This window comes from Candidatus Eremiobacteraceae bacterium (genome assembly GCA_035314825.1).
In the GTDB taxonomy this organism is placed as follows: Bacteria; Vulcanimicrobiota; Vulcanimicrobiia; order Eremiobacterales; family Eremiobacteraceae; genus JAFAHD01.
The window spans coordinates 34,414-53,567 of sequence record DATFYX010000034.1; the positions used below are offsets into that span (position 1 = coordinate 34,414).

Annotated in this window: 17 protein-coding genes, 1 tRNA gene, 1 other RNA gene and 1 pseudogene; 18 read left to right on the plus strand and 2 right to left on the minus strand. The window is 67.8% G+C overall.

All coding sequences use genetic code 11. The annotated features are described in order from the left end of the window. Nucleotides 1-3: 3 nt before the first annotated feature. The 10 genes and pseudogenes from VKF82_04745 to VKF82_04790 all read left to right on the plus strand — a co-directional run bounded on the left by VKF82_04745 (nt 4) and on the right by VKF82_04790 (nt 12,297). Nucleotides 4-735 (plus strand): PEGA domain-containing protein, encoded by a 732-nt coding sequence (locus VKF82_04745; protein HME81364.1) that lies wholly within the window; start codon nt 4-6, stop codon nt 733-735. Nucleotides 736-741: 6 nt separating this feature from the next. Further along, entirely contained in the window at nt 742-1,530 is a 789-nt protein-coding gene (locus tag VKF82_04750) for a hypothetical protein (protein HME81365.1), read from the plus strand. A 48-nt stretch (nt 1,531-1,578) separates the two neighbouring features. Continuing rightward, a complete protein-coding gene (gene miaB, locus VKF82_04755; GenBank protein ID HME81366.1) occupies nt 1,579-2,931 on the plus strand; it encodes a tRNA (N6-isopentenyl adenosine(37)-C2)-methylthiotransferase MiaB in 1,353 nt (450 codons plus the stop codon). Then, nucleotides 2,918-5,509 carry a DNA mismatch repair protein MutS gene (mutS, locus tag VKF82_04760; GenBank protein ID HME81367.1) on the plus strand — a complete coding sequence of 864 codons (2,592 nt, stop codon included), beginning with the start codon at nt 2,918-2,920 and terminating at the stop codon, nt 5,507-5,509. The genes miaB and mutS overlap by 14 nt, the downstream gene beginning before the upstream one ends. 74 nt (nt 5,510-5,583) lie before the next feature. Further along, nucleotides 5,584-7,107: a sensor domain-containing diguanylate cyclase gene (locus VKF82_04765; protein HME81368.1), complete on the plus strand. Its 1,524-nt coding sequence runs from the start codon at nt 5,584-5,586 to the stop codon at nt 7,105-7,107. Between the two features lie 31 nt (nt 7,108-7,138). Next, nucleotides 7,139-8,875, plus strand: a complete 1,737-nt coding sequence (gene mutL / locus VKF82_04770) for a DNA mismatch repair endonuclease MutL (GenBank protein HME81369.1) — start codon at nt 7,139-7,141, stop codon at nt 8,873-8,875. After that, nucleotides 8,875-9,834: a tRNA (adenosine(37)-N6)-dimethylallyltransferase MiaA gene (gene miaA, locus VKF82_04775; GenBank protein HME81370.1), complete on the plus strand. Its 960-nt coding sequence runs from the start codon at nt 8,875-8,877 to the stop codon at nt 9,832-9,834. The genes mutL and miaA overlap by 1 nt, the downstream gene beginning before the upstream one ends. 11 nt (nt 9,835-9,845) lie before the next feature. Beyond that, nucleotides 9,846-10,043, plus strand: a pseudogene (gene hfq / locus VKF82_04780) (RNA chaperone Hfq). Nucleotides 10,044-10,192: 149 nt separating this feature from the next. Further along, nucleotides 10,193-11,047 (plus strand): diaminopimelate epimerase, encoded by an 855-nt coding sequence (dapF, locus tag VKF82_04785; GenBank protein ID HME81371.1) that lies wholly within the window; start codon nt 10,193-10,195, stop codon nt 11,045-11,047. Further along, nucleotides 11,044-12,297, plus strand: a complete 1,254-nt coding sequence (locus VKF82_04790; protein HME81372.1) for a radical SAM protein — start codon at nt 11,044-11,046, stop codon at nt 12,295-12,297. The genes dapF and VKF82_04790 overlap by 4 nt, the downstream gene beginning before the upstream one ends. Here the strand turns inward: VKF82_04790 and VKF82_04795 are convergent. Together VKF82_04795 and VKF82_04800 are read right to left on the minus strand one after the other, a co-directional pair. Then, nucleotides 12,278-12,700, minus strand: coding sequence for a TrkA family potassium uptake protein (locus VKF82_04795; GenBank protein ID HME81373.1), 423 nt, complete (start codon nt 12,698-12,700; stop codon nt 12,278-12,280). The two genes, VKF82_04790 and VKF82_04795, sit on opposite strands and share 20 nt — an antisense overlap. A gap of 3 nt (nt 12,701-12,703) precedes the next feature. Next, nucleotides 12,704-13,363, minus strand: coding sequence for a TrkA family potassium uptake protein (locus VKF82_04800; protein HME81374.1), 660 nt, complete (start codon nt 13,361-13,363; stop codon nt 12,704-12,706). Nucleotides 13,364-13,469: 106 nt separating this feature from the next. On the opposite strand from VKF82_04800, the gene VKF82_04805 reads away from it, so the two are divergent. The 8 genes from VKF82_04805 (at nt 13,470) to VKF82_04840 (ending at nt 19,129) form a co-directional block, all read left to right on the plus strand. Continuing rightward, nucleotides 13,470-13,544: transfer RNA gene (locus tag VKF82_04805), tRNA-Pro, on the plus strand. A gap of 34 nt (nt 13,545-13,578) precedes the next feature. Continuing rightward, nucleotides 13,579-13,980, plus strand: a complete 402-nt coding sequence (locus VKF82_04810) for a Clp protease N-terminal domain-containing protein (GenBank protein HME81375.1) — start codon at nt 13,579-13,581, stop codon at nt 13,978-13,980. Between the two features lie 6 nt (nt 13,981-13,986). Then, entirely contained in the window at nt 13,987-14,616 is a 630-nt protein-coding gene (locus VKF82_04815) for a DedA family protein (protein ID HME81376.1), read from the plus strand. 16 nt (nt 14,617-14,632) lie between these two features. Continuing rightward, nucleotides 14,633-16,477 (plus strand): excinuclease ABC subunit UvrC, encoded by a 1,845-nt coding sequence (gene uvrC / locus VKF82_04820; GenBank protein ID HME81377.1) that lies wholly within the window; start codon nt 14,633-14,635, stop codon nt 16,475-16,477. Between the two features lie 24 nt (nt 16,478-16,501). Continuing rightward, entirely contained in the window at nt 16,502-17,434 is a 933-nt protein-coding gene (locus VKF82_04825) for a hypothetical protein (protein ID HME81378.1), read from the plus strand. A gap of 39 nt (nt 17,435-17,473) precedes the next feature. Beyond that, nucleotides 17,474-17,857, plus strand: coding sequence for a phage holin family protein (locus VKF82_04830; GenBank protein HME81379.1), 384 nt, complete (start codon nt 17,474-17,476; stop codon nt 17,855-17,857). Between the two features lie 46 nt (nt 17,858-17,903). Beyond that, nucleotides 17,904-18,256: a transfer-messenger RNA gene (gene ssrA, locus VKF82_04835) on the plus strand. A 33-nt stretch (nt 18,257-18,289) separates the two neighbouring features. Next, on the plus strand, nt 18,290-19,129 hold the full coding sequence (locus tag VKF82_04840) for a DMT family transporter (protein HME81380.1): 840 nt from the start codon (nt 18,290-18,292) through the stop codon (nt 19,127-19,129). Nucleotides 19,130-19,154 lie beyond the last annotated feature (25 nt).

The following is a 19,154-nucleotide window of genomic DNA, read 5'->3' on the forward strand; positions in this document are numbered from 1 at the left end:
CTGATGCTCGCACTCGTACTCGCGGTCGCGGTCGCCGCCACGCAACTACCGCCGCACGGCGGTGCATTCGTGACTACGCTGCCGCTCGGCGCGGACATCTGGGTGGACGGCGCGTACGTCGGCCGGACGCCCGCGTTCGTCGACCTGCTCTCCACCGGCAAGCACACGATCGTCGCCACGCGTACGGGCTGGGAAGCGCAAAGCGCGACCGTCGAGGTGAGCGTAGGCCAAGTGGTGCAGGTCAGCCTCACGCTGGCGCACACCAGCGCGGCGAGCGCGTCGCGCGATTACGGCGCGCTCGACGTGCGCGGCTCACCGGCCGGCGCCACCGTGCTCGTGGACGGCAAGAGGATCGGCGTGATCCCGATGACCGGCGCGAAGCTTACGGCTGGCTACCACATCGTCACCATCATCGGCAAGCCGGACGAGCGCTCGACGCGCGACGTCAATATCTACCCGGACACCACGACGACGGTGTCCATCACCGCGGGCGAGCCCGGCGGGCCCGCAGGCGACATCCTCGAGCCGGTTTCTTCTTATATCCCTGCGCAAGACGTCGCCGTCAACGGCAGCCAGGTGGAGATCAAGTACGGCGGCGCGGACCTGCGCTGCGCGCTGGGGTCGCGCACCTACACGCTGAACGGCAAAGAGGGACTGCTGTCGATCGCGCCGGCGATGATCTCGGGCAAGTTATATCTGCCGCAATCGCTGCTGCAGCACATGAGCGGGAAATAGCACGCGGTGGACGAGGCGGACCAAAGGAAGGATCGCATCCTCGTCGTTGTGCTGCTGCTGGCGCTCGTCGCCCTGGTGGGCCTCATCGTCTTCGGTTTTTACGTGCTTAGCACGCGATTCGCAAGCGCGATACGGCAGTCAGCGTCGGTGGCCGAGAGCGGGCGGTACGCGCTTGGTCCGGATATCGCCGTGCCTCTTTCAGGAACGAGCGGCGACGTGGTCGTGGCTCGGCTCACGCTGCCAGATGTTCCCAAAAATCGTCACTGGTTCGCCGACTCCGTCTACATCGTCGATGAAAAGGATACCCAAAAGTACGTGGAGATCGGCCTCATGCGCCGGCCCGAGGTCGACCGGCGGCTCCGCGCGTACATCGGCTATAAGGGGCCAGGCCGCTCGCTCGACTACCGCGATTTCGCGATCGGCGAGGGCCCGCATTCGCTGGCGATCAGCCGGTCTGGCGACCGATTCACCTTCCAGATCGACGGCGAACAGCGGCCGGAGCAAGCGGCGATCGCGATGGCCCTTCCGTATGCCCAAGTTGCGGCTCAAATATCGAGCCGAGGCGATACGCCGTCCGGAATCGTGACACAGGTGCTGGCAGGACCGCACGGCGGGCTCGCGGTGATCGACCTCTCAGACACTTGCCGCTACGACAATCATGGACTCGTGTTCGTCGATCGCGATAACGGTCTCGTCGCGAGCGGCGCGTTCGCGCAAAGCCTCCCCGGCGTGTATCGTGGAGACTGTTCGGCGTTCGACCGACCAAAGAGCATGATGCAGCGCGCCAAGGGCTAGCACGCGTCCATCACAGGCGAGGTCCAGCGCGGGCGCGAACCGTCGCCCATGCCTTCGGTCTATCTCCAGACGTTCGGCTGTCAGATGAACATCGCCGATTCCAACGGCCTCGCGCATCAGGCGTGGTCCATGGGATGCACGTTCACCGACCAGCCGGACGAGGCGGACATCGTCATCGTCAACACGTGCGCCATCCGCGAGAAGGCGGAGACCCGCGTGTACGGCCGCCTCGGTGCGCTCAAACCGATCAAGGAACGCCGCCCGGCGATGAAGCTGCTGGTGGCCGGCTGCCTGGCCGAAAAAGACCGCGAGATCATGCGTAAGAAGGCGCCGCACGTCGACGCGCTGCTCGGCCCGCGCGACTATAAGAAGTTCAAGGCGCTGCTCGGCTCGTGGGGCGTGCCTACCGACGCGCCGCCGCCGCAGACCGACTTCGCGATGCCCTCGGCAGAAGACGATCCGGGTCAAGACGACAGACCTGGGTTCTCGCATCTGCGCGCGCTCGTCAACATCACGCGCGGCTGCGAGAAGTTCTGCACGTACTGCATCGTGCCGTACACGCGCGGGCCGCTCGAGAGCATCGATCCGGCCGAGATCGAATCGCAGGTGCGCCGCGAGATCCGCTGCGGCGCCGAAGAGATCACGCTGCTCGGGCAAAACGTCAATTCATACTATTGGGAGCCGGAGAAACTCGATTTCGCCGAGCTGCTGCTGCGCATCGGCGCCATCGAAGGGCTCGAGCGCCTGACGTTCCTGACCTCGCATCCGAGAGATTTCGGCCCGCGCGTCGTCGACGCGCTCGCCCAGCTGCCCCACGTGCAGCCGCGTTTGCATCTGCCGGTGCAGAGCGGCAGCAATGGCGTGCTCAAGGCGATGGCGCGGCTGTACACGATCGAGGAGTACCTCGACAAGATCGCCTATTTCCGCGAGCGCCTGTCGCGCTGGGCTTTGACCACCGACCTCATCGTCGGCTATCCGACCGAGAGCGAAGAAGATTTCCTCGCGACGCTCGATCTGGTGCAGCGCGGGACCTTCGAATACGCGTTCATCTTCGCGTTCTCGCCGCGCACCGGCACGCCGGCGGCGACGATGGAGCCGCAGGTCCCGCCGGAGGAGAAGATCCGGCGTCTGCAGGCGGTCAACGCGGCGCAGAACGACGTCACGCGGCGCTTCAACGAATCGTTCCTGGGCGAAACGGTGAGCGTGCTCGCGCAGGGACCGTCGAAGAAAGACGCGTCCAAGATGGCGGGCAAGACCGGGCATAACACGACCGTGATCTATCCGCGCGACGAGCGCACGGCGTTCGCTCCGGTCACCGACGTCGTCATCGAACAGGCCTTCTCGTGGGGCCTAGCGGGCAGCGTGGCCGCGCCGGCCGCAACTCTCAGTGCGGTCGAGTAAACTCGACCGCTCCATATCCCGGAAAGCGCCGCACGAGGATCGCAACGAGCGTGACGCCGGCCGTGCGCCGGTCGTGCCGGCCGACGGCACGATCACCTCGCCGCTCATCGCCCAGTATCTCGAGCTCAAGGCGCAGTATCCCGAGGCGCTGTTGCTTTCGCGCGTCGGCGATTTCTACGAGGCCTACGGCGATGACGCGGAGGACTTGGCGGCATCGGTTCGCATCGTGCTCACCTCCAAAGAAGCGGGCAAGGGAAAACGCGTGGCGATGGCCGGCGTGCCGCACCACAACCTCGATCATTACCTCGCGCGCCTCATCCGCCAACAGCGCGTGGTCGCCATCGCCGAGCAGATGGAGCCGCCTGCGCCGAACAGGCTTGTCCGCCGGGAGATCATCCGCGTCATCACCCCGGGTACCGTGCTGGAAGACCATCTGCTCGCCTCCGAGCGCAACAACTATCTCGCAGCGGTCGCGACCGCTGCCGGCCACACCGCCGTCGCCAGCGCAGACGTTTCGACCGGCGCGGCGACCGTCGCCGTCGCCGACGGCGACGACGATCTCGCGGCCGAGCTCGACCGCGCGACGCCTGCCGAGATCATCGTCGAGAGCGACGAGGACGCCGCGCGCGTGCGCGCGTTCGTCGGCGACGGCTGCCGCATCGCCGTTGATCCATCCGGCTCTGCATCGGACTCGATCGCTGACGGGATAGAGCAAAAGGAAGCCCCAACGGAGACGCTCGCATCGTTCGCGCGCGACGAGCGCCCCGCGGCGCGCGCCGCCCTCGAGCTGCTGCGCTCCTACCTCGATCATGTGCGCCTCGACGGCGCCGCCGTCGTGGCGCGCGCGCGGGCGCGCCTTGCGCGCAGTTCGATGCTCATCGATCCTGCGACGCGCAGGCACCTGGACCTGTTGAGCGGGGCAGGCGAGAATTCGCGCGCCTCGCTGCTGAACGTGCTCGCGCGGACCAAGACGCCGATGGGCAGCCGCATGCTGGCGCAATGGCTGTGCGCTCCGCTGCTCGACGTCGCGCGGATCGCTTGGCGGCACGAGCGCGTCGAAGCGCTGGTGGACGCGCCCTCGTGGCGCGAGTCGCTGCAAGAATGCCTGGCACGCATCGGCGACGTCGAGCGCATCGTGCAGAAGGTCCGCTCGCGCCGCGCCGGTCCGCGCGATCTTGGCGCGTTGCGCGCCTCGCTGCATGCCATCCGGGCGCTGCACGACGTCCTCGTCCAGGCCAAGGATGCGCAGCTGCAAGCGATGCACGCCGCGCTCGCGGGCGCCGGCGATGAGATCGCCCGCCTGCTCGATGAGGCGCTCGTCGACGATCTTCCCGCGCTGATCGCGGATGGCGGCGCGCTGCGGCCGGAGTACCGCCCCGAGCTGCACGACCTCGTCGAGCTGCGCACCCGCAGCCGCGACCATCTGCTGGCGCTCGAAGAACGCACGCGCGCGCGCACCGCGATCAAGTCGCTCAAGATCAAGTACACGCAGGCGTTCGGCTACTACTACGAGGTCACGCGCGCCAACGCCGCCGCGGTGCCCGCGGATTTCGTGCGCCGTCAGACCCTGGTCAACGCGGAGCGTTTCACCGACGCCGACCTGCGCACGCTTGAAGCGGAGATCCTCTCCGCGCGCTCGCGCCAGATCGCGCTCGAAAAGGAGCTCTTCGAAGAGCTCTTGGCCGCCGTCGACGTCGCGCGCGAAACGCTGCTCGCGACGGCCGAGACGGTGGCGCAGATCGACGTGCTGGCGTCGCTCGCGCAAGTGGCGGGCGAGCGCCGCTACGTGCGCCCGCAGATGCTCGCCGGCAGCGAGCTTGACGTCGAGTCAGCGCGCCATCCCATCGTCGAAGCATATGGCGGCGTCGACTTCGTGCCAAACGACGCGCGGCTTGACGCGCAGCGGCGCTTCTTGCTCATCACCGGGCCGAACATGGGCGGCAAGTCCACCTATCTGCGGCAGACCGCGCTGCTCGCGATCATGGCGCAGATGGGATCGTTCGTGCCCGCCGCGTCCGCGCGCATGGGCATCATCGAGCGGCTCTTCACGCGCATCGGCGCCGGCGACGACATCGCCGCCGGGCGGTCGACCTTCTACGTCGAGATGGCGGAGATGGCGCTCGTGCTGCGCGGCTGCACGCCTGCGAGCCTGCTGCTCATCGACGAAGTCGGGCGCGGCACTGGCACCACCGACGGTTTGGCGATCGCGCAGGCGGTCAGCGAGTATCTGCTCAGCCTCGACCGCGCGATGCCGATGGTGCTGTTCGCGACCCACTTCCACGAGCTGGTCCGCCTCTCGGGCCGCTTTCCCGCGGTCGAGAATATGCACGTCGCGGTGGCCGAGGAGCCGGGCGGCCCGGTCTTCTCGCATCGCCTGCTGCACGGGTCGAGCAGCCGTTCGTACGGCATCGCGGTGGCGAAAATGGCCGGTTTGCCGCCTGAAGTGGTGCAACGCGCCCGCGAAATTGCCGATGATATTGAACGGAGGCCCGGACCGGCACCGGCGCCGCTACGGCGGCGAGGCGACCCCGGGCAGCCCGACGCCCAGCTTGCGCTCGACGTCGATCCCGTCGAATAAATTCGACGGTTCGGTCGAATGAATTCGACCGCTACATTTGAGAGGTAGAGATTCTTCGAACCGTCTCGTTCCCGATGATCGTGGCCGCAGCCCGGTGGCTGGCGGTCGCACAGGTGCTGCTCGCGCCGATCAGCGCGCCCGCGCCGCTGTGGCTGATCGCGGCCTTGTTCGGCTACGCGCTCGTCGCCACCGCGCTGGCCGCCATGCCGCGCCTTTCGAAGAAGCCGCAAGACAAGAAAGACGAACTGCCCGAGATCGCGTCGGCGCTCATCATCTTGCTCGACGTCACCGCCACTGCGGCCGTCGGCTGGTTCTCGGGCGTCAGCTCGCTCGCGCTCATCATCGGTCTTGACGCGGCGACCCTTTCCGACGTCGCGGCGATCTCGTTCATCCTGCTGTCGGCGGGCTGCCTGACCTTCGCGATCTATTTCGGCCACCCGGTCGACGCGGCCGGCCGCCCGGCGGACATGCTGCTCATCATCGGCTACGCGGTCGTGCTGCCGCTGATCGCGTTCATCGCCGCTGCGCACGGACTGCTCGGCCGGCGGCGCGCAGAGCAGCAGACGCGCGCGATCATGCGCGTGCTCGACGCCGGATCGGACCTCGGCACGAAGGTCACCTTGAACGAGGCTTTGACGCAGCTCGTCATCATGCTGCGCGAATTCCGCGAGTCGGTGCCGTGGAGCAACGTCGTCATCTACATCACGCGCACGGATGAAGAAGCGCAAGACGAAGTGCTGGTGGAAGAAGCGGTCGAAGGCGCATACGCCGATTTCTACCGCGGCAGCAAGCTGCGCTTCGGCGAAGGCGTGGTCGGCTTTGCGGCCGCCGAGCAGCGCCCGCTCATCGTCGCCGATATCCAAAAAGACTATCGCGAGTCGTCGCTGCCGCGCCCCAAAGCCGCGCACGGCTGCCTGGTCGTGCCGATCGTCACCGACCGCGTCACCATCGGCGCGGTGATGCTGGTCGCCGCCAAACCGAGCGCGTTCACGTTCGAACAGCAGCGCCTTGTCGACAGACTCGTCCGCTTGGCGTCGGTCGGCATCCAAAACGCACGGCTGCACAGCAAGACGCTCGAGCTGGCCGAGACCGACTCGATGACGGGCTTGCTCACCAACCGCGCATATCAAGAGCGCCTCGAGAATGAATTCCGCAAGGCGCAGCTGACCAAGCAATCGCTCGCGCTGCTGATCCTCGACGTCGATTTCTTCAAGCACGTCAACGACACGTATGGCCATCCGCAAGGCGACGAGCTGTTGCGCCAGCTCGGCGAAGTCATCCGGATGCACGCGCGCAAGATCGACATCTGCTGCCGTTACGGCGGCGACGAGTTCGTCGTGCTCATGCCCGAGACGATCAAGGCCGAAGCCGCGATGGTCGCGGGCCGGCTGCGCCAGGCGATCGAGATGAACGAATTCTCGCTCGAGACGACGACCGCCAAGATCACCGTGTCGATCGGCGTCGCCGGCTATCCGCAGGACGTTTCGACCAAGCAGCAATTGGTCAAATCCGCTGACTCCGCGTTGTACGCGGCAAAACAGTCCGGCCGCAACAACGTCAAACTCGCGACCCGCGAGACGCTCCCCGTCCGGATGTAATCACCGGCGCGCGGGCGAAGCGCTCGCGCACATGCCCGGATCCATCCGCCAGCTCGACCCAGCGACGATCGCTCAGATCGCCGCCGGCGAGGTGATCGAGCGCCCCGTCTCCGTGGTGAAAGAGCTCGTCGAGAACAGCCTCGACGCGGGCGCGTCTTCGGTCGTGGTCGAGGTGACGGACGGCGGGCGCACCTCGATCTCGGTGACCGACAACGGCTCCGGCATCGCTCGCGACGAGCTCGCCCTCGCGTTCGCGCGCCACGCCACCAGCAAACTGGCAAGCGCGCGCGACTTGTTCGCCATCAACACGCTCGGCTTTCGCGGCGAAGGTCTGGCGAGCATCGCCGCCGCCGGAGCGGTCGAGCTGACCTCGCGCCAGCCCGGCGCGGAGATGGGCGCGCGCATCGAGGCGCGCGGGGTCAGCGTAGGCGAGCCGTCGGTGTGCGCCGCGCCGCCCGGCACCAAAGTGGTGGTGCACGACCTGTTCGCCCTGACGCCCGTGCGGCGGGAATTCGTGAAAAGCCCGCGTGCCGAATTCGCGCGCATCAGCACGTTCCTCAGCCGCATCGCGCTGGGCTGGCCGGAGGTCGCGTTCGCGCTGCGCCACGACGGCAAAGACGTGTGGACGTTGCCATCGGTGCGCGACGGCGTCGCGCGGCTCGAGATGGTGTTCGGCTCGCACGCGCGCGGAGCGCTCGAGCCGCTCGCGGACGACGGCGCGCCCGCGCGCATCGTCGTGAGCGGGTACATCAGCCGGTCCGGACACGACCGGCCCAATCGCGACGGGCAGGTGTTCTTCGTGAACGGCCGCCTCGTGCGCGCACCGCAACTGGGCGCGGCGTGGCTCGCGGGATCGGGCTCGTTCGGCATGACCGGACGCTACCCGTTCGGCATGCTCGCGCTCGAGCTGCCGCCCGAAGACGTCGACGTCAACGTCCATCCGACCAAGATCGAGGTCCGGTTCGCGCGCGGCAACGAAGCGTTCGACGCCGTGCGCACGGCGGTCGCTCGGACGCTTCGGCGCAGCGACCCGGTGCGCAGCGCGCCCGCGGTGGCCTTCGCGCCTACGTCACCCAGCGTGCAGGCGCAAGAAGCCGTGCACGCGTCGCACCTCTTCAGCGAGAGCGCGCTCACAGAAAGCGCGTTGAGAGAAAGCGCGTTCAAAGAACGCGCTGCGACAGCGGAGGAAGCGCCGGCATCGAACGGCGTGCGCGTCTACGGCCAGATCGACCAGACCTTCATCGTCGTGGGCGATGGCGACGGCCTGCTCTTCATGGATCAGCACGCCGCTCACGAACGCGTCGCCTACGAAGCCATTCTCGCGCGCCAGGGGGACGACGAAGCCGCAGCGCCGTTGCTCTTCCCAAGCGTCGTCGAATTGACCGCGGGCCAAGCGGCGGTGCTGTACGAGAACATCGACGCGCTGGCGCAGGCGGGCGTCGTGGTCGAGCCGTTCGGCGAAGGCGCGTTCCGGATCTGCGCCCTGCCGGCCGGTTACGAAAAGCGGCGCTTCGATCTCGCGGGCATGCTCGAGGACTTGAGCGCCGACGATGCCGCGCGCGAAGGCGCCGCGCACCGCAATCGCGTGCTCGCCACCATCGCCTGCCATTCGGTCGTGCGGGCTCACGAACCGCTGTCGCTGCAGGAGCAGGCCGCGCTCTACGAGCGCCTGCGGCGCTGCGACGACCCACATACATGCCCACACGGCCGGCCGACGATGCTGCGCATCGACGCAGCATCGCTTGCAAAGGCGTTCGGCCGGACCTGATGCGCGCGGGCCGCGTGCGAGCGCTGGCGATATGCGGACCGACCGCATCGGGGAAGTCCGAGTTCGCCGCTCGTCTTGCCGAGCTCGTGGGCGGCGAGGTCGTCAACGCCGACTCGCGCCAAGTGTACGCGGGCATGCGCACCGGCACCGGCTGGCCGAGCGACGAGCAACTGGCGCGCGCGCCGCACCACGGCTATGGCACGGCCGCACCCGACGAGCGCTACAGCGCCGCGCGCTTCGTCGCAGACGCACGAGCGATCATCGCACAGATCGCGGAGCGCGGCAAACTGCCGATCGTCGTCGGCGGCACCGGTCTGTACGTCGAGGCGCTCGCCGGCAGCATGCCCCTCGACCGGCCATTCGCGAACGACGAACTGCGCGAGCGGCTGCGCCGCGAGGCAGCCGTACATCCCGCGCCCGCCTTGCGCGACTGGCTCGAAGCGATCGCGCCGGCGGCCGCGGCGCGCATCGCGCCGGGCGATCGCTATCGCACCTTGCGCGCGCTCGAAGGCGCTCTCGCCGCGCGCGAGTCGCCGCAGCGCCGGCTCGACCGCAATGCGCCCTCCGAGTCGCCGCTCGCGAGCGGCCCGGACACCGCGGTTGCGCTGACGATCGCGGTCCTCGAGATGCCGCGCCGCGAGCTGGAGGCTCGCATCGCGGAGCGCGTGCGCGCGATGTTCGCGCACGGCCTCGTCGAAGAGGCGCTGGCCGTCCGCCGCGCGTACGGCGACGCGCCGGCGCTCAGCGGCATCGGCTACGCCGAGGCGCTGGCCTATGCGGACGGCGCCGCGACGCGCGCCGAAGCGCTCGCCGCCGCGATCGTGCGCACGCGCTCCTACGCGAAACGCCAGCAGACCTGGTTCCGCCGCATCGCCGACGCGCGCCGGCTCGACGCGCTCGACTCGCGCACCGCGTATGAGCTGGCGGAGCTGGCAAGGGGTTTGGCGGCGGCGGACTGAACAAACGCACGGTGAAGACCAACGTGCCCCTGCAAGATGCATACTTGCTGGCAGTCAAGCGCGAGAACGCTCCGGTCACCATCTACCTGCGCAACGGCTTTCAGCTGCGCGGCCACGTGCGCGGCTTCGACAACTTCACGATCATCCTCGAGTACGATAACAAGCCGCACTTGGTGTACAAACACGCGGTGTCGACGGTCTCGCCGCAGGCGCCCGTGCAGTTCTCCGGCTCGGATCTTGCGGCGCATGCCATCGGCAATTCGAATGCGCAACGGCCGCAACCAGGCCCGGATGCTCCCGCGCACAACTCGGACGGCGCCGCGCATCCCATCAGCAGCTAAGCACTAGCCGCTCGCTCATGCCGATCATCGCCCTCACGAAGTGCCAGGGGACTGGCAATGATTTCCTCTTGTTCGACGCGCGCGAAAGCCGCTCGCCGCACTATCCCGAGCTCGCGCGCGCGCTGTGCGACCGGCGTTTCGGCCTCGGCGCCGACGGGCTGCTCGTGCTGCAACCGCCCACGGTGACGGGCGCGGACCTTTCCATGCGGATCTTCAACGCTGACGGCAGCGAAGCCGAGATGTGCGGCAACGGCATCCGCTGCGTGTGGCGTTACCTCGAGCGCGAGACCAGCGCCCACCGCGCGCTGGAGGTCCAAACCGCGACCGGCATCGTGCGCATCGAGCCGGACGCCGGCGGCACCATCCGCGTGGAGATGGGCGTGCCCAGATTGCACGAGCCGCTGGAGATCGGCATCGACGTCGCCGGCCGCACGCTGCGCTACGCGCCCGTCTCGATGGGCAATCCGCATGCCGTGATCTTCGTCGACGAGCCGCTTGCCGGCATCGCGCTGGACGATCTGGCGACCGCGATCGCCAGCCTCGATGCGATAGCGGGCGAGATCAACGTCGAGGTCGCGCTGATCGCCGGCGGGCGTATCCACATGCGCGTGTACGAACGAGGCGTCGGCGAGACGCACGCGTGCGGCACCGGCGCCTGCGCCGTCGCCGCCGTCGCGATCGCTTCGCAGCGCGCGCGTTCGCCGGTCAGCGTGCGCAGCAAAGGCGGCGATGTCACCGTGGCTTGGGATGGAGCCGGCTCGCCCGCCTACCTGTCGGGGCCGGCGGAGCTCGTCTTCGACACCACGGTCGAGGTCACCGATGACGGCCGCGTGCGCGCCATCGGACGAAAGAATCTGACAGCAAAGCGGTGAGTTCGCCGACCGCCGTGTTCGCGCGCGCAGACGGCAGCGTGCTCGATCTGCCCGGAGTGCAGGCGGCCGCGGACGACGGGCGCGTGCAGCCCGCGGGCGCCGGCGACTTCATCCCGCTGCCCGAGGGCTCGCTGCTGCTGACGTTGCCTGCACGCAACGTGGTCGGCTATCGCGACGGCCGGCCCGTCGAGTTCGATGCGTTCGAGGGCGAGAGCGTCTGCGCGGTGGCAGCGGCGCTGCCGCTCGGCTACACGCGCACGCTGCTTCCCGCCTACGTGCCCCGCGCGCAAGCTCCGCCGCTGCCGCTCTACGGCTACGCGGCGGTCGCGTGGCACGGCGGCGCACTCCATGCGGGCGCGATGCGCACGGACCACCTGCAGAGCTGGTCGCCCGCAGCGCATGCGCGCGACAAGCTTGCCCGCGCGATCGCCGCGCGCCGCGAGGAGATGCCCGACAGCCCGTTGCTGCGCCAGCTCGAACGATGCGCGCTCGAATACGGCTGCTACACGGCGCAGAACGCCTTCCTGCGGCTCGGCGAAGCCGCCATTCCGGTGTCCCCGGCGTGCAACGCGCGCTGCATCGGCTGCATCTCCGAGCAAGAGCCAGACGCCGGGATCGCGAGCGCGCAAGAACGCGTGCGCGCATTGCCGGCGCTGCGCGATATGACGGAGCTCGCCGTCGCGCATCTCGACGCCGGCAGCGCGAGGATCGTCTCGTTCGGTCAAGGCTGCGAAGGCGAGCCGCTGCTGGCCGCGCCGCGCATCGCGGCGGCCATACGCAACATCCGCGCGCGCACCAAGGCGGGCACCATCCATATGAATACGAACGCGAGCCTGCCGCGCGCGCTCGAGACGCTCATCGACGCGGGCCTGCAATCCGTGCGCATCAGCCTCAACGCCGCTCGCCCGAGCGCGTACGCCGCATATTATCGCCCGCGCGGCTACGGCTTCGACGAGGTGATCGAGAGCATCGAGCTGGCGAGCCGGCGCGGTCTCGGCCTTTCGCTGAACCTGCTCACCCACCCGGGCGTGACGGACGACCCGGACGAGATCGACGCGTTCGGCGCGCTGCTGCGCGCGCATCCGGTCGAGATGGTGCAGACGCGCACCCTCAACGTGGATCCAGCCGTCTACTTCGAAGCGCTGGGCCGGCCGACGCGCACGCCGATCGGCATGCGCGGATGGTTCGCATGGATGCGCGCGACGTTCCCGGCGGTGGGTCTGGGAAACTTCACGCGGGGCTTCGGCTAGCCCGGTCGACCTCTTGCGCTACCATCTTCATGACGATCTCGGTGCCGCTGACGACTGAATCGATGCCGAGCTCTTCGAAGATCTGCTTGTTCTTCGGATTGTTGACGCGAGCGATCGTGCGCGGCTTGGTGAACCTTTTCTTGGTGATCAGGCAGATGACCAGGTTGTCCTCGTCGTCTCCCGTGTCCGCGATGACGACGTCGGCGCGCTCGGCGCCGGCCTCCTCGAGGACGAGCGGGTCGCAACCGTCGCCGATCTGGGCGATCTCCGCGTTGATCGTCTGCGCGAGCGCCTGCGCTTTGCGATCCACTTTTTCGATCACGACGACCTCGTGCTTGGCCTCGAGCAGCGCACGCGCGAGATAGGTCCCGAGTTTGCCGCCGCCGACGACGATGATGAACATCGGCTAACGCGCCGCCAGCGCGGGGGCGATCAGCTTGCGGAACTCGGGCTCGGCTTCGGGCGCGACGATGGCGACCACTCGATCGCCGCCGCGCAGGCGCAGATCGCCCGATGGGATGAGGCTCGCTCCGTTGCGCACCACGACGCAGGCGCGCGTCTTGCCCGCCAGGGTGAGGTCGTCGACCGAGAGTCCCGCCAGCTCGTCGGTGACGAGGAACTCGACGACTTCGACGTCGTGGCGTTCGTAGGGGAGCTTGCGGTACGTCTCTTGCAGCAGCGCGGTGGCCATCTGGTGCGCGCCGACGGTGGTCGGACACACGGTGAGCACGCCGAAATCGCGATACATCGCCGCGCGCATCGGGTCGTAGATGCGCGCGACCACGGTCTTGACCTTGAAATGATGCTTGGCGATGAGCGCCGCCATGATGTTGCGGTTGTCGCCCTGCGTGCACGTCGCCATGCCGTCCGCGCGCTCGATGCCGGCGCGGCACAGCACGTCGACATCGATGCCGGTCCCCAAGACCATCTTGCCGGGGAAGTCGCGGCCCAGGCGTTTGAACGCGGCCGAGTTCTCGTCGACGACGGTGACATCATGACCCGCGCGCGCGAGCCGTTTCGCCAAGGTAGAGCCGACACGGCCGCACCCGACGATCAAGTAATTCATGTAGGCGCGGTCGTTTCTGGTCGCGTTCGCGCGCGCCCTCCGGCGAACGCGTCAAAACCTCCAAGGAGCGGCCGAGCGGCCGGACGAACGGAGAGCGGCCACAGTCCGGGGCGTAGCTCAGCTTGGTAGAGCGCTCGGTTCGGGACCGAGAGGTTCGCAGGTTCAAGTCCTGTCGCCCCGATAGGCTTTGGCATTCCGGAGATCCATCAAACGCGGTGTTCACCCGATTCAGCCCCGCGGCACAGGGCGTCGTCCACCTGGCAGAACAAGAGTGCCGCAACGCGAGCCACTACTACTTAGGCACGGAACACCTCTTGCTCGCGATGGCGATCGCGCCGCCGGCCGACGTCAGCGCGTATTTCGAATCGATCGGCGCGCAGCCATGGGAGATCAAACGCGCGCTGCGCTCGGCGATGGATCCGCCGTGCGAGCACCCGTGGGAAGGGATCATCATCACGCCACGGGTCAGACGGTTGTTCGACGACCTGACAAGCGCGCTCGGCGCCGACGCGCGCATCGAACCAGTGGACGTGCTGCGCGCCATCGTCGCGGACGGCGGTGGCGTGGCGGCGCGCGTGCTGACGGCCTGGACGTCGCCATCGCCGGCGCGACACTAGGCAGGCATGCACGTCCTCGAAGCAGTTTCGCAGTTCGTCCTAGACCTCATCACCCGGCTCGGCTACACCGGCTTGTTCGCGGGCATGTTCGGCCAGGCGGTCGGCGTGCCGTTGCCGAGCGAGCTCATGATGGGCTTCGGCGGCTACCTCGCCTTCGCGCATACGTTCAACTTCTTGGCGGTCGTGCTGGTGGGCACGGGCGGCGATACGCTCGGCGCAGTGGTCGCCTACTGGATCGGCTACTACGGCGGGCGGCCGCTGCTGACGCGCTTCGGGCGTTTCTTCTTCATCGCGCAGCGCGAGTTGGCGGCGGCCGATGCGTGGTTCGCGCGCTTCGGCAGCCGCGCGGTGCTGATCTGCAAGCTGCTGCCCGGCATCCGCGCCTTCGGCTCGTACCCTGCCGGCGTGACGCGCATGAATTTCGGCGTGTTCTTGGGCTACACCGCGATGGGCTCGGCGGCGTTCTGCACGCTCTTCGCCGAGGCGGGCTATCATCTGGGCAAGCATTGGGACCTCATCATCGAGCAGATCAAGCCCATCAGCATCGTGCTGCTGGCGGCGCTCGCCATCGGCATCGCCATCTGGCTCGTCGTGCGCGCGCGCATGGAAAAGGCCGGCGGCTCGAGCGCCGCGTAAGACCCACCTCATCCCAGTGATCTCATTGCAAGAGCAGCTCGAACGGCTGCCCGCCGAGCCTGGCGTCTACCAAATGCTCGACCCCGACGGCGAGGTGCTCTACGTCGGCAAGGCGATCGATCTGCGCACGCGCGTGCGTTCGTATTTCCAGCCCGGGCGCGCCCACCACGCGCGCACCGATGCGATGGTCGAGCGCGTGGCCGGCGTGCGCACGATCATCGTCAAGAGCGAGGCCGAGGCGCTGCTGCTCGAGGCGACGCTCATCAAGCAGTACAAGCCGCCGTTCAACGTCAGGCTCAAAGACGACAAGAAGTATCCGTATCTCAAAGTGACGCTGGGCGAGTCGTATCCGCGCGTCATCTTCACGCGCAAGCTCGTCGACGACGGCAGCCGCTACTACGGGCCGTACACCAACGCCGCCGTCCTGCGCGATTCGATCAATCTCATCCGCCGCGTGTTCCCGTTGCGCACCTGCCGGCTCGACGACATCGGCATCAAGCCGCACCGCCCATGCCTGCAGTACCACATCAAACGCTGCATGGCGCCGTGCGCCGGTTTGCAGACGCGCGACGAGTACGCCGCGATCGTGGCGGACGTGGTGCTGTTCCTGGAAGGCCGCCAGGCGCTGCTGGTCGAGCGGCTCGAGCAGCAGATGCACGACGCCGCCGAGCACTTTTCGTATGAGTTCGCGGCCCGTTTGCGCGACCGGATCGCCGAGATCAAGCGCGTCATGGCGCGACAAGAGGTGGTCTGGCGCAGCAAGATCGACATGGACCTGGTGGCCGGCGCCCACGGCCAAGGCGTGTCGTGCATGGAAGTGTTCTTCGTGCGCGCCGGCAAGCTCGTCGGCCAAGAGCACTTCATCGTCGAGGGCACGGAAGGGCGCTCGCCTGACGAGATCCTCGCGAGCTTCGTGGCGCAATATTACGCGACGGCGCCCAACGTGCCCAAGGAATTGATGCTCGAGGCCGCGGTGCCGGACCGACGCGCGCTGTGCGACGCGCTCTCGCTGCGGCGCGGCAACCGCGTGCGCGTGCTCGTGCCGCGCCGCGGTCAGCGCGCCGATTTCATGGAGACGGTGCGGCGCAACGCCGAACAGCATCTCAAAGAATTTCTCACCACGAGCGCGGTGGCGCGCGAGCGCTCCAGCGTCGCGCTCGAGGAGCTCGCCGCAGCGCTCGCCCTGCCGGCGGTCCCGACCCGCATCGAATGCTATGACATCTCACACGTCTCGGGCACCAACGTCGTCGGCTCGATGGTCGTGTTCGAAGAAGGCAAGCCGTCCAAGTCCGACTACCGGCGTTTCAAGATCCAGGGCGTCGAAGTCAACGACGACCCTGCGAACATGGCGCAGATGTTGCGCCGGCGGCTGCGCTACATCTCGCCCGACGTCGAGGTCGGCGGCAAGGACAAGAAATTCGCCAAGCGCCCGAACTTGCTGCTCATCGACGGCGGCCGCGCGCAGCTCGACGCTGCGCTCAGGGTCCTCGCCGAGCTCGACTTAGTGGCCGTGCCGGTCGCTGCGCTGGCCAAGCAGTTCGAGGAGCTGTACCTTCCCGGCGAGGACGAGCCCGTGCTGCTGCCGCGCAATTCGCCGGCGCTGCACTTGGTCCAGCGCATCCGCGATGAGGCGCACCGGTTCGCGGTGGCGTATCATCGCAAGCTGCGCGGCAAAGCGCAAGTCGTGTCAGGGCTCGACGGCGTGCCGGGGGTGGGCCCCGCGCGCAAGCGGGCGCTGGTGCGGGCGTTCGGCTCTGCGGCAGCAGTCAAGCGAGCGTCGGCGGCCGAGCTCGCGGCGGTGCCGGGCATCAGCCCGGCTTTGGCCGAATCGATCCTCGACGCGCTCAACCAGCGCACGTAAGGGCAAGAAAGCGAGACCGACTCTATGACCATCTGGAAAACGGCCGGCGCCGCGCTCGCCGCGACCATCCTTGCCGCGTGCGCGAACAACGGCTCATCTCCGACGCCGGCGCAATACCACCAGCGGCTCTTCGTCGGCGATTTCGCGGCCGGCGGCGCGACATCGAGCGTCGTCGCCTACGTCTATCCGCTCGCCAGCACGAGCGCGCCGAACTCGACCGTGCCCTCGGCGCACGGCCCGAACGGCACGCGCGGCCTCGCGTTCGACTTCGCCGACGATCTGTTCATCGCCAACTCGTCGAACAACACGGTCAATGGCTACGTGCCACTCGTCGGCGACAGCAGCACCCCCACCCTCACGCTCGTCAACGGGATCCAGCAGCCGCAAGATATCACTTTTGACGGCTCGGGCAATCTTTACGTCACGAATCTCACCGGCGGCACCTGCGGGAACGGCGTGGTCACGGTATACGCAGCTCCGTTCGCCAATACCAGCGTGCCAGTCGCGTCGTTCTGCAACGGCCTGAACGGTCCGGAGGGCATATCGCCCGACGGTCTCGGCGACATGTGGGTCGCCAACTCGATCGGCGGCACGGTGACCGCGTACAAGCTGCCGGTCTCCGCGGCGAGCACCCCGTACGTCACGCTGGCCAATGGGCTGACCAAGCCGGTCGCGCTGACGTTTGACGGGTCGGGGGCACTCTACGTCGCCGACAACGCCAAAAACCAGATCGCCGTATTCACGGGAACCATCACGAGCGCGAGCAGCCCGGCGTTCGTCATCTCCAACGGCATCAGCGCGCCGGCCTACCTGGCGTTCGACCCGAACGGCTTTCTCTACGTATCGAACGCCGCGAACATCGCCATCTACCAGGCGCCGTTCTCGTCGTCGAGCGCTCCGGTCTTCACCATCACCACGGGGCTGAGCACCCCGGTCGGGCTGGCGATCGGCTACTAGCGGCAGGGCGTGGCGAGGCCTCGAGGGAACCCGCGGCCCATGCACTTACTCGTACGGTTCATCATCAACGCTTTGGCGGTGCTGGCCATCTCGTATTGGCCCTGGCACGTCATGGGCATACACAGCGACGGGTGGCTGCCGGCGGTCGAGGCCGCGGTCGTGCTTGGCATCGCCAACGCCATCATCCGCCCGATCCTGATGCTGCTCACCTGCCCGCTGATCGTCCTGACGCTTGGCATCGGCACGTTGTTCATCAACGCGCTGATCTTCTATTACGGCTTGCGCTGGATCCCGGGATTCACCGTTCCGGGGTTCTGGGCGGCGTTCTGGGGCGCGATCGTCGTAACGGTCATCTCGTGGGTGCTCTCGCTCATCATCCGCGAGCCTGAGGATCAGCGGCCGCAGCGCCAGACGACCAACTAGCCCGATTGCGTTAGGCGGGCCTTTCGGGGTAAGATATACCGGTCGCGGGGGCGTCACGGTCTCGACGGGTTGTGCCCTGGCGAAGGAAGCAAGCGGAGTTCCGAGCTCTCCTTAAACGATCGGACAACGTATAAACGCGAATAGCGAATACGCACTAGCAGCCTAATCTAGGCTAGCTACGGCCGCGGGGCAACGGCGCCGGCACGGGCCCGCGGACGTCACACAAGACGGCTTACGATTCCGGGTGTCTCGACGGGATCGGACAATGAATCGGGGCTGGCGGCCGCGGCAATCGAGCTCGGAGAGTACGCGGTCGCGAGATCAAAACCCGAGCTAAGCTTGTAGATGCCTTCGTGGGGGTCTTCTCGGACACCGGTTCAACTCCGGTCGCCTCCACCAGCTTCCCGGGCTCGAGAGCCCGGGACTACATATATGGGAATTATTCTTGCATTGGCGGCGGCGTTCGTCTACGGCGCCGCTGACTTTTTTGGGGGACTGGCGGCCAAGCGCAACGTCGTGTGGCCGGTCGTCTTCGTTTCGGGCGCGGTGGGTCTCGTGACAGCGCTCGCCGCAGTGATGCTGCTCCGCGGCGGCGCGCCATCGCCGCGCGACTTGGGGCTGGGCGCGCTCATAGGCATCGTCGGCATCGTCGGCATCGCCGCGTTGTATCGAGGCCTTGCGATCGCCCGCATGAGCGTCGTCGCGCCGATCACCGCGGTGGTGGCCGCCGTCGTGCCGATCGCATACGGCGTGTTGCGCGGGGAGCGCCCATCGGGCCTGGCGATTCTCGGCATCGTCCTTGCGCTGGGAGCCGTCGCGCTGGTGTCGAGGTCCAGTGACGAAGACGTTGCCGGTGATCCGGAGCCCAGCCGCGCCGGCTTGCTCCTCGCACTGCTCAGCGGCTTGGGTTTTGGCTTCGTCTACGTTCTGCTCGCCGCCAGCTCGCGCGGCGTCTGGCCGCTCGTCGCCTCGCGTACGATGTTCGTCTTGTGCACGGGGCTCATCGTGTGGCGCATGCGCCCTGCGGTGCTGCTCGCGCCGGGCACAGCCCTATGGACCGTGCTCAGCGGCGCGCTCGACATGAGCGCGAACATGCTGTACCTCCTCGCGCTGCGCCACACGTTGGTGGCGATCGCCGCCGTCCTCGCCTCGCTGTATCCGGCGAGCACCGTGATGCTCGCGCGCATCGTGCTGCACGAGCGGCTTCACGCGGTGCAATGGGCCGGCGTCGCCTGTGCGCTGGCCGGCGTCGTGCTGTTGGCGCACGGCTGAGGCGAGCGGCCAAGCGCACGCGAGG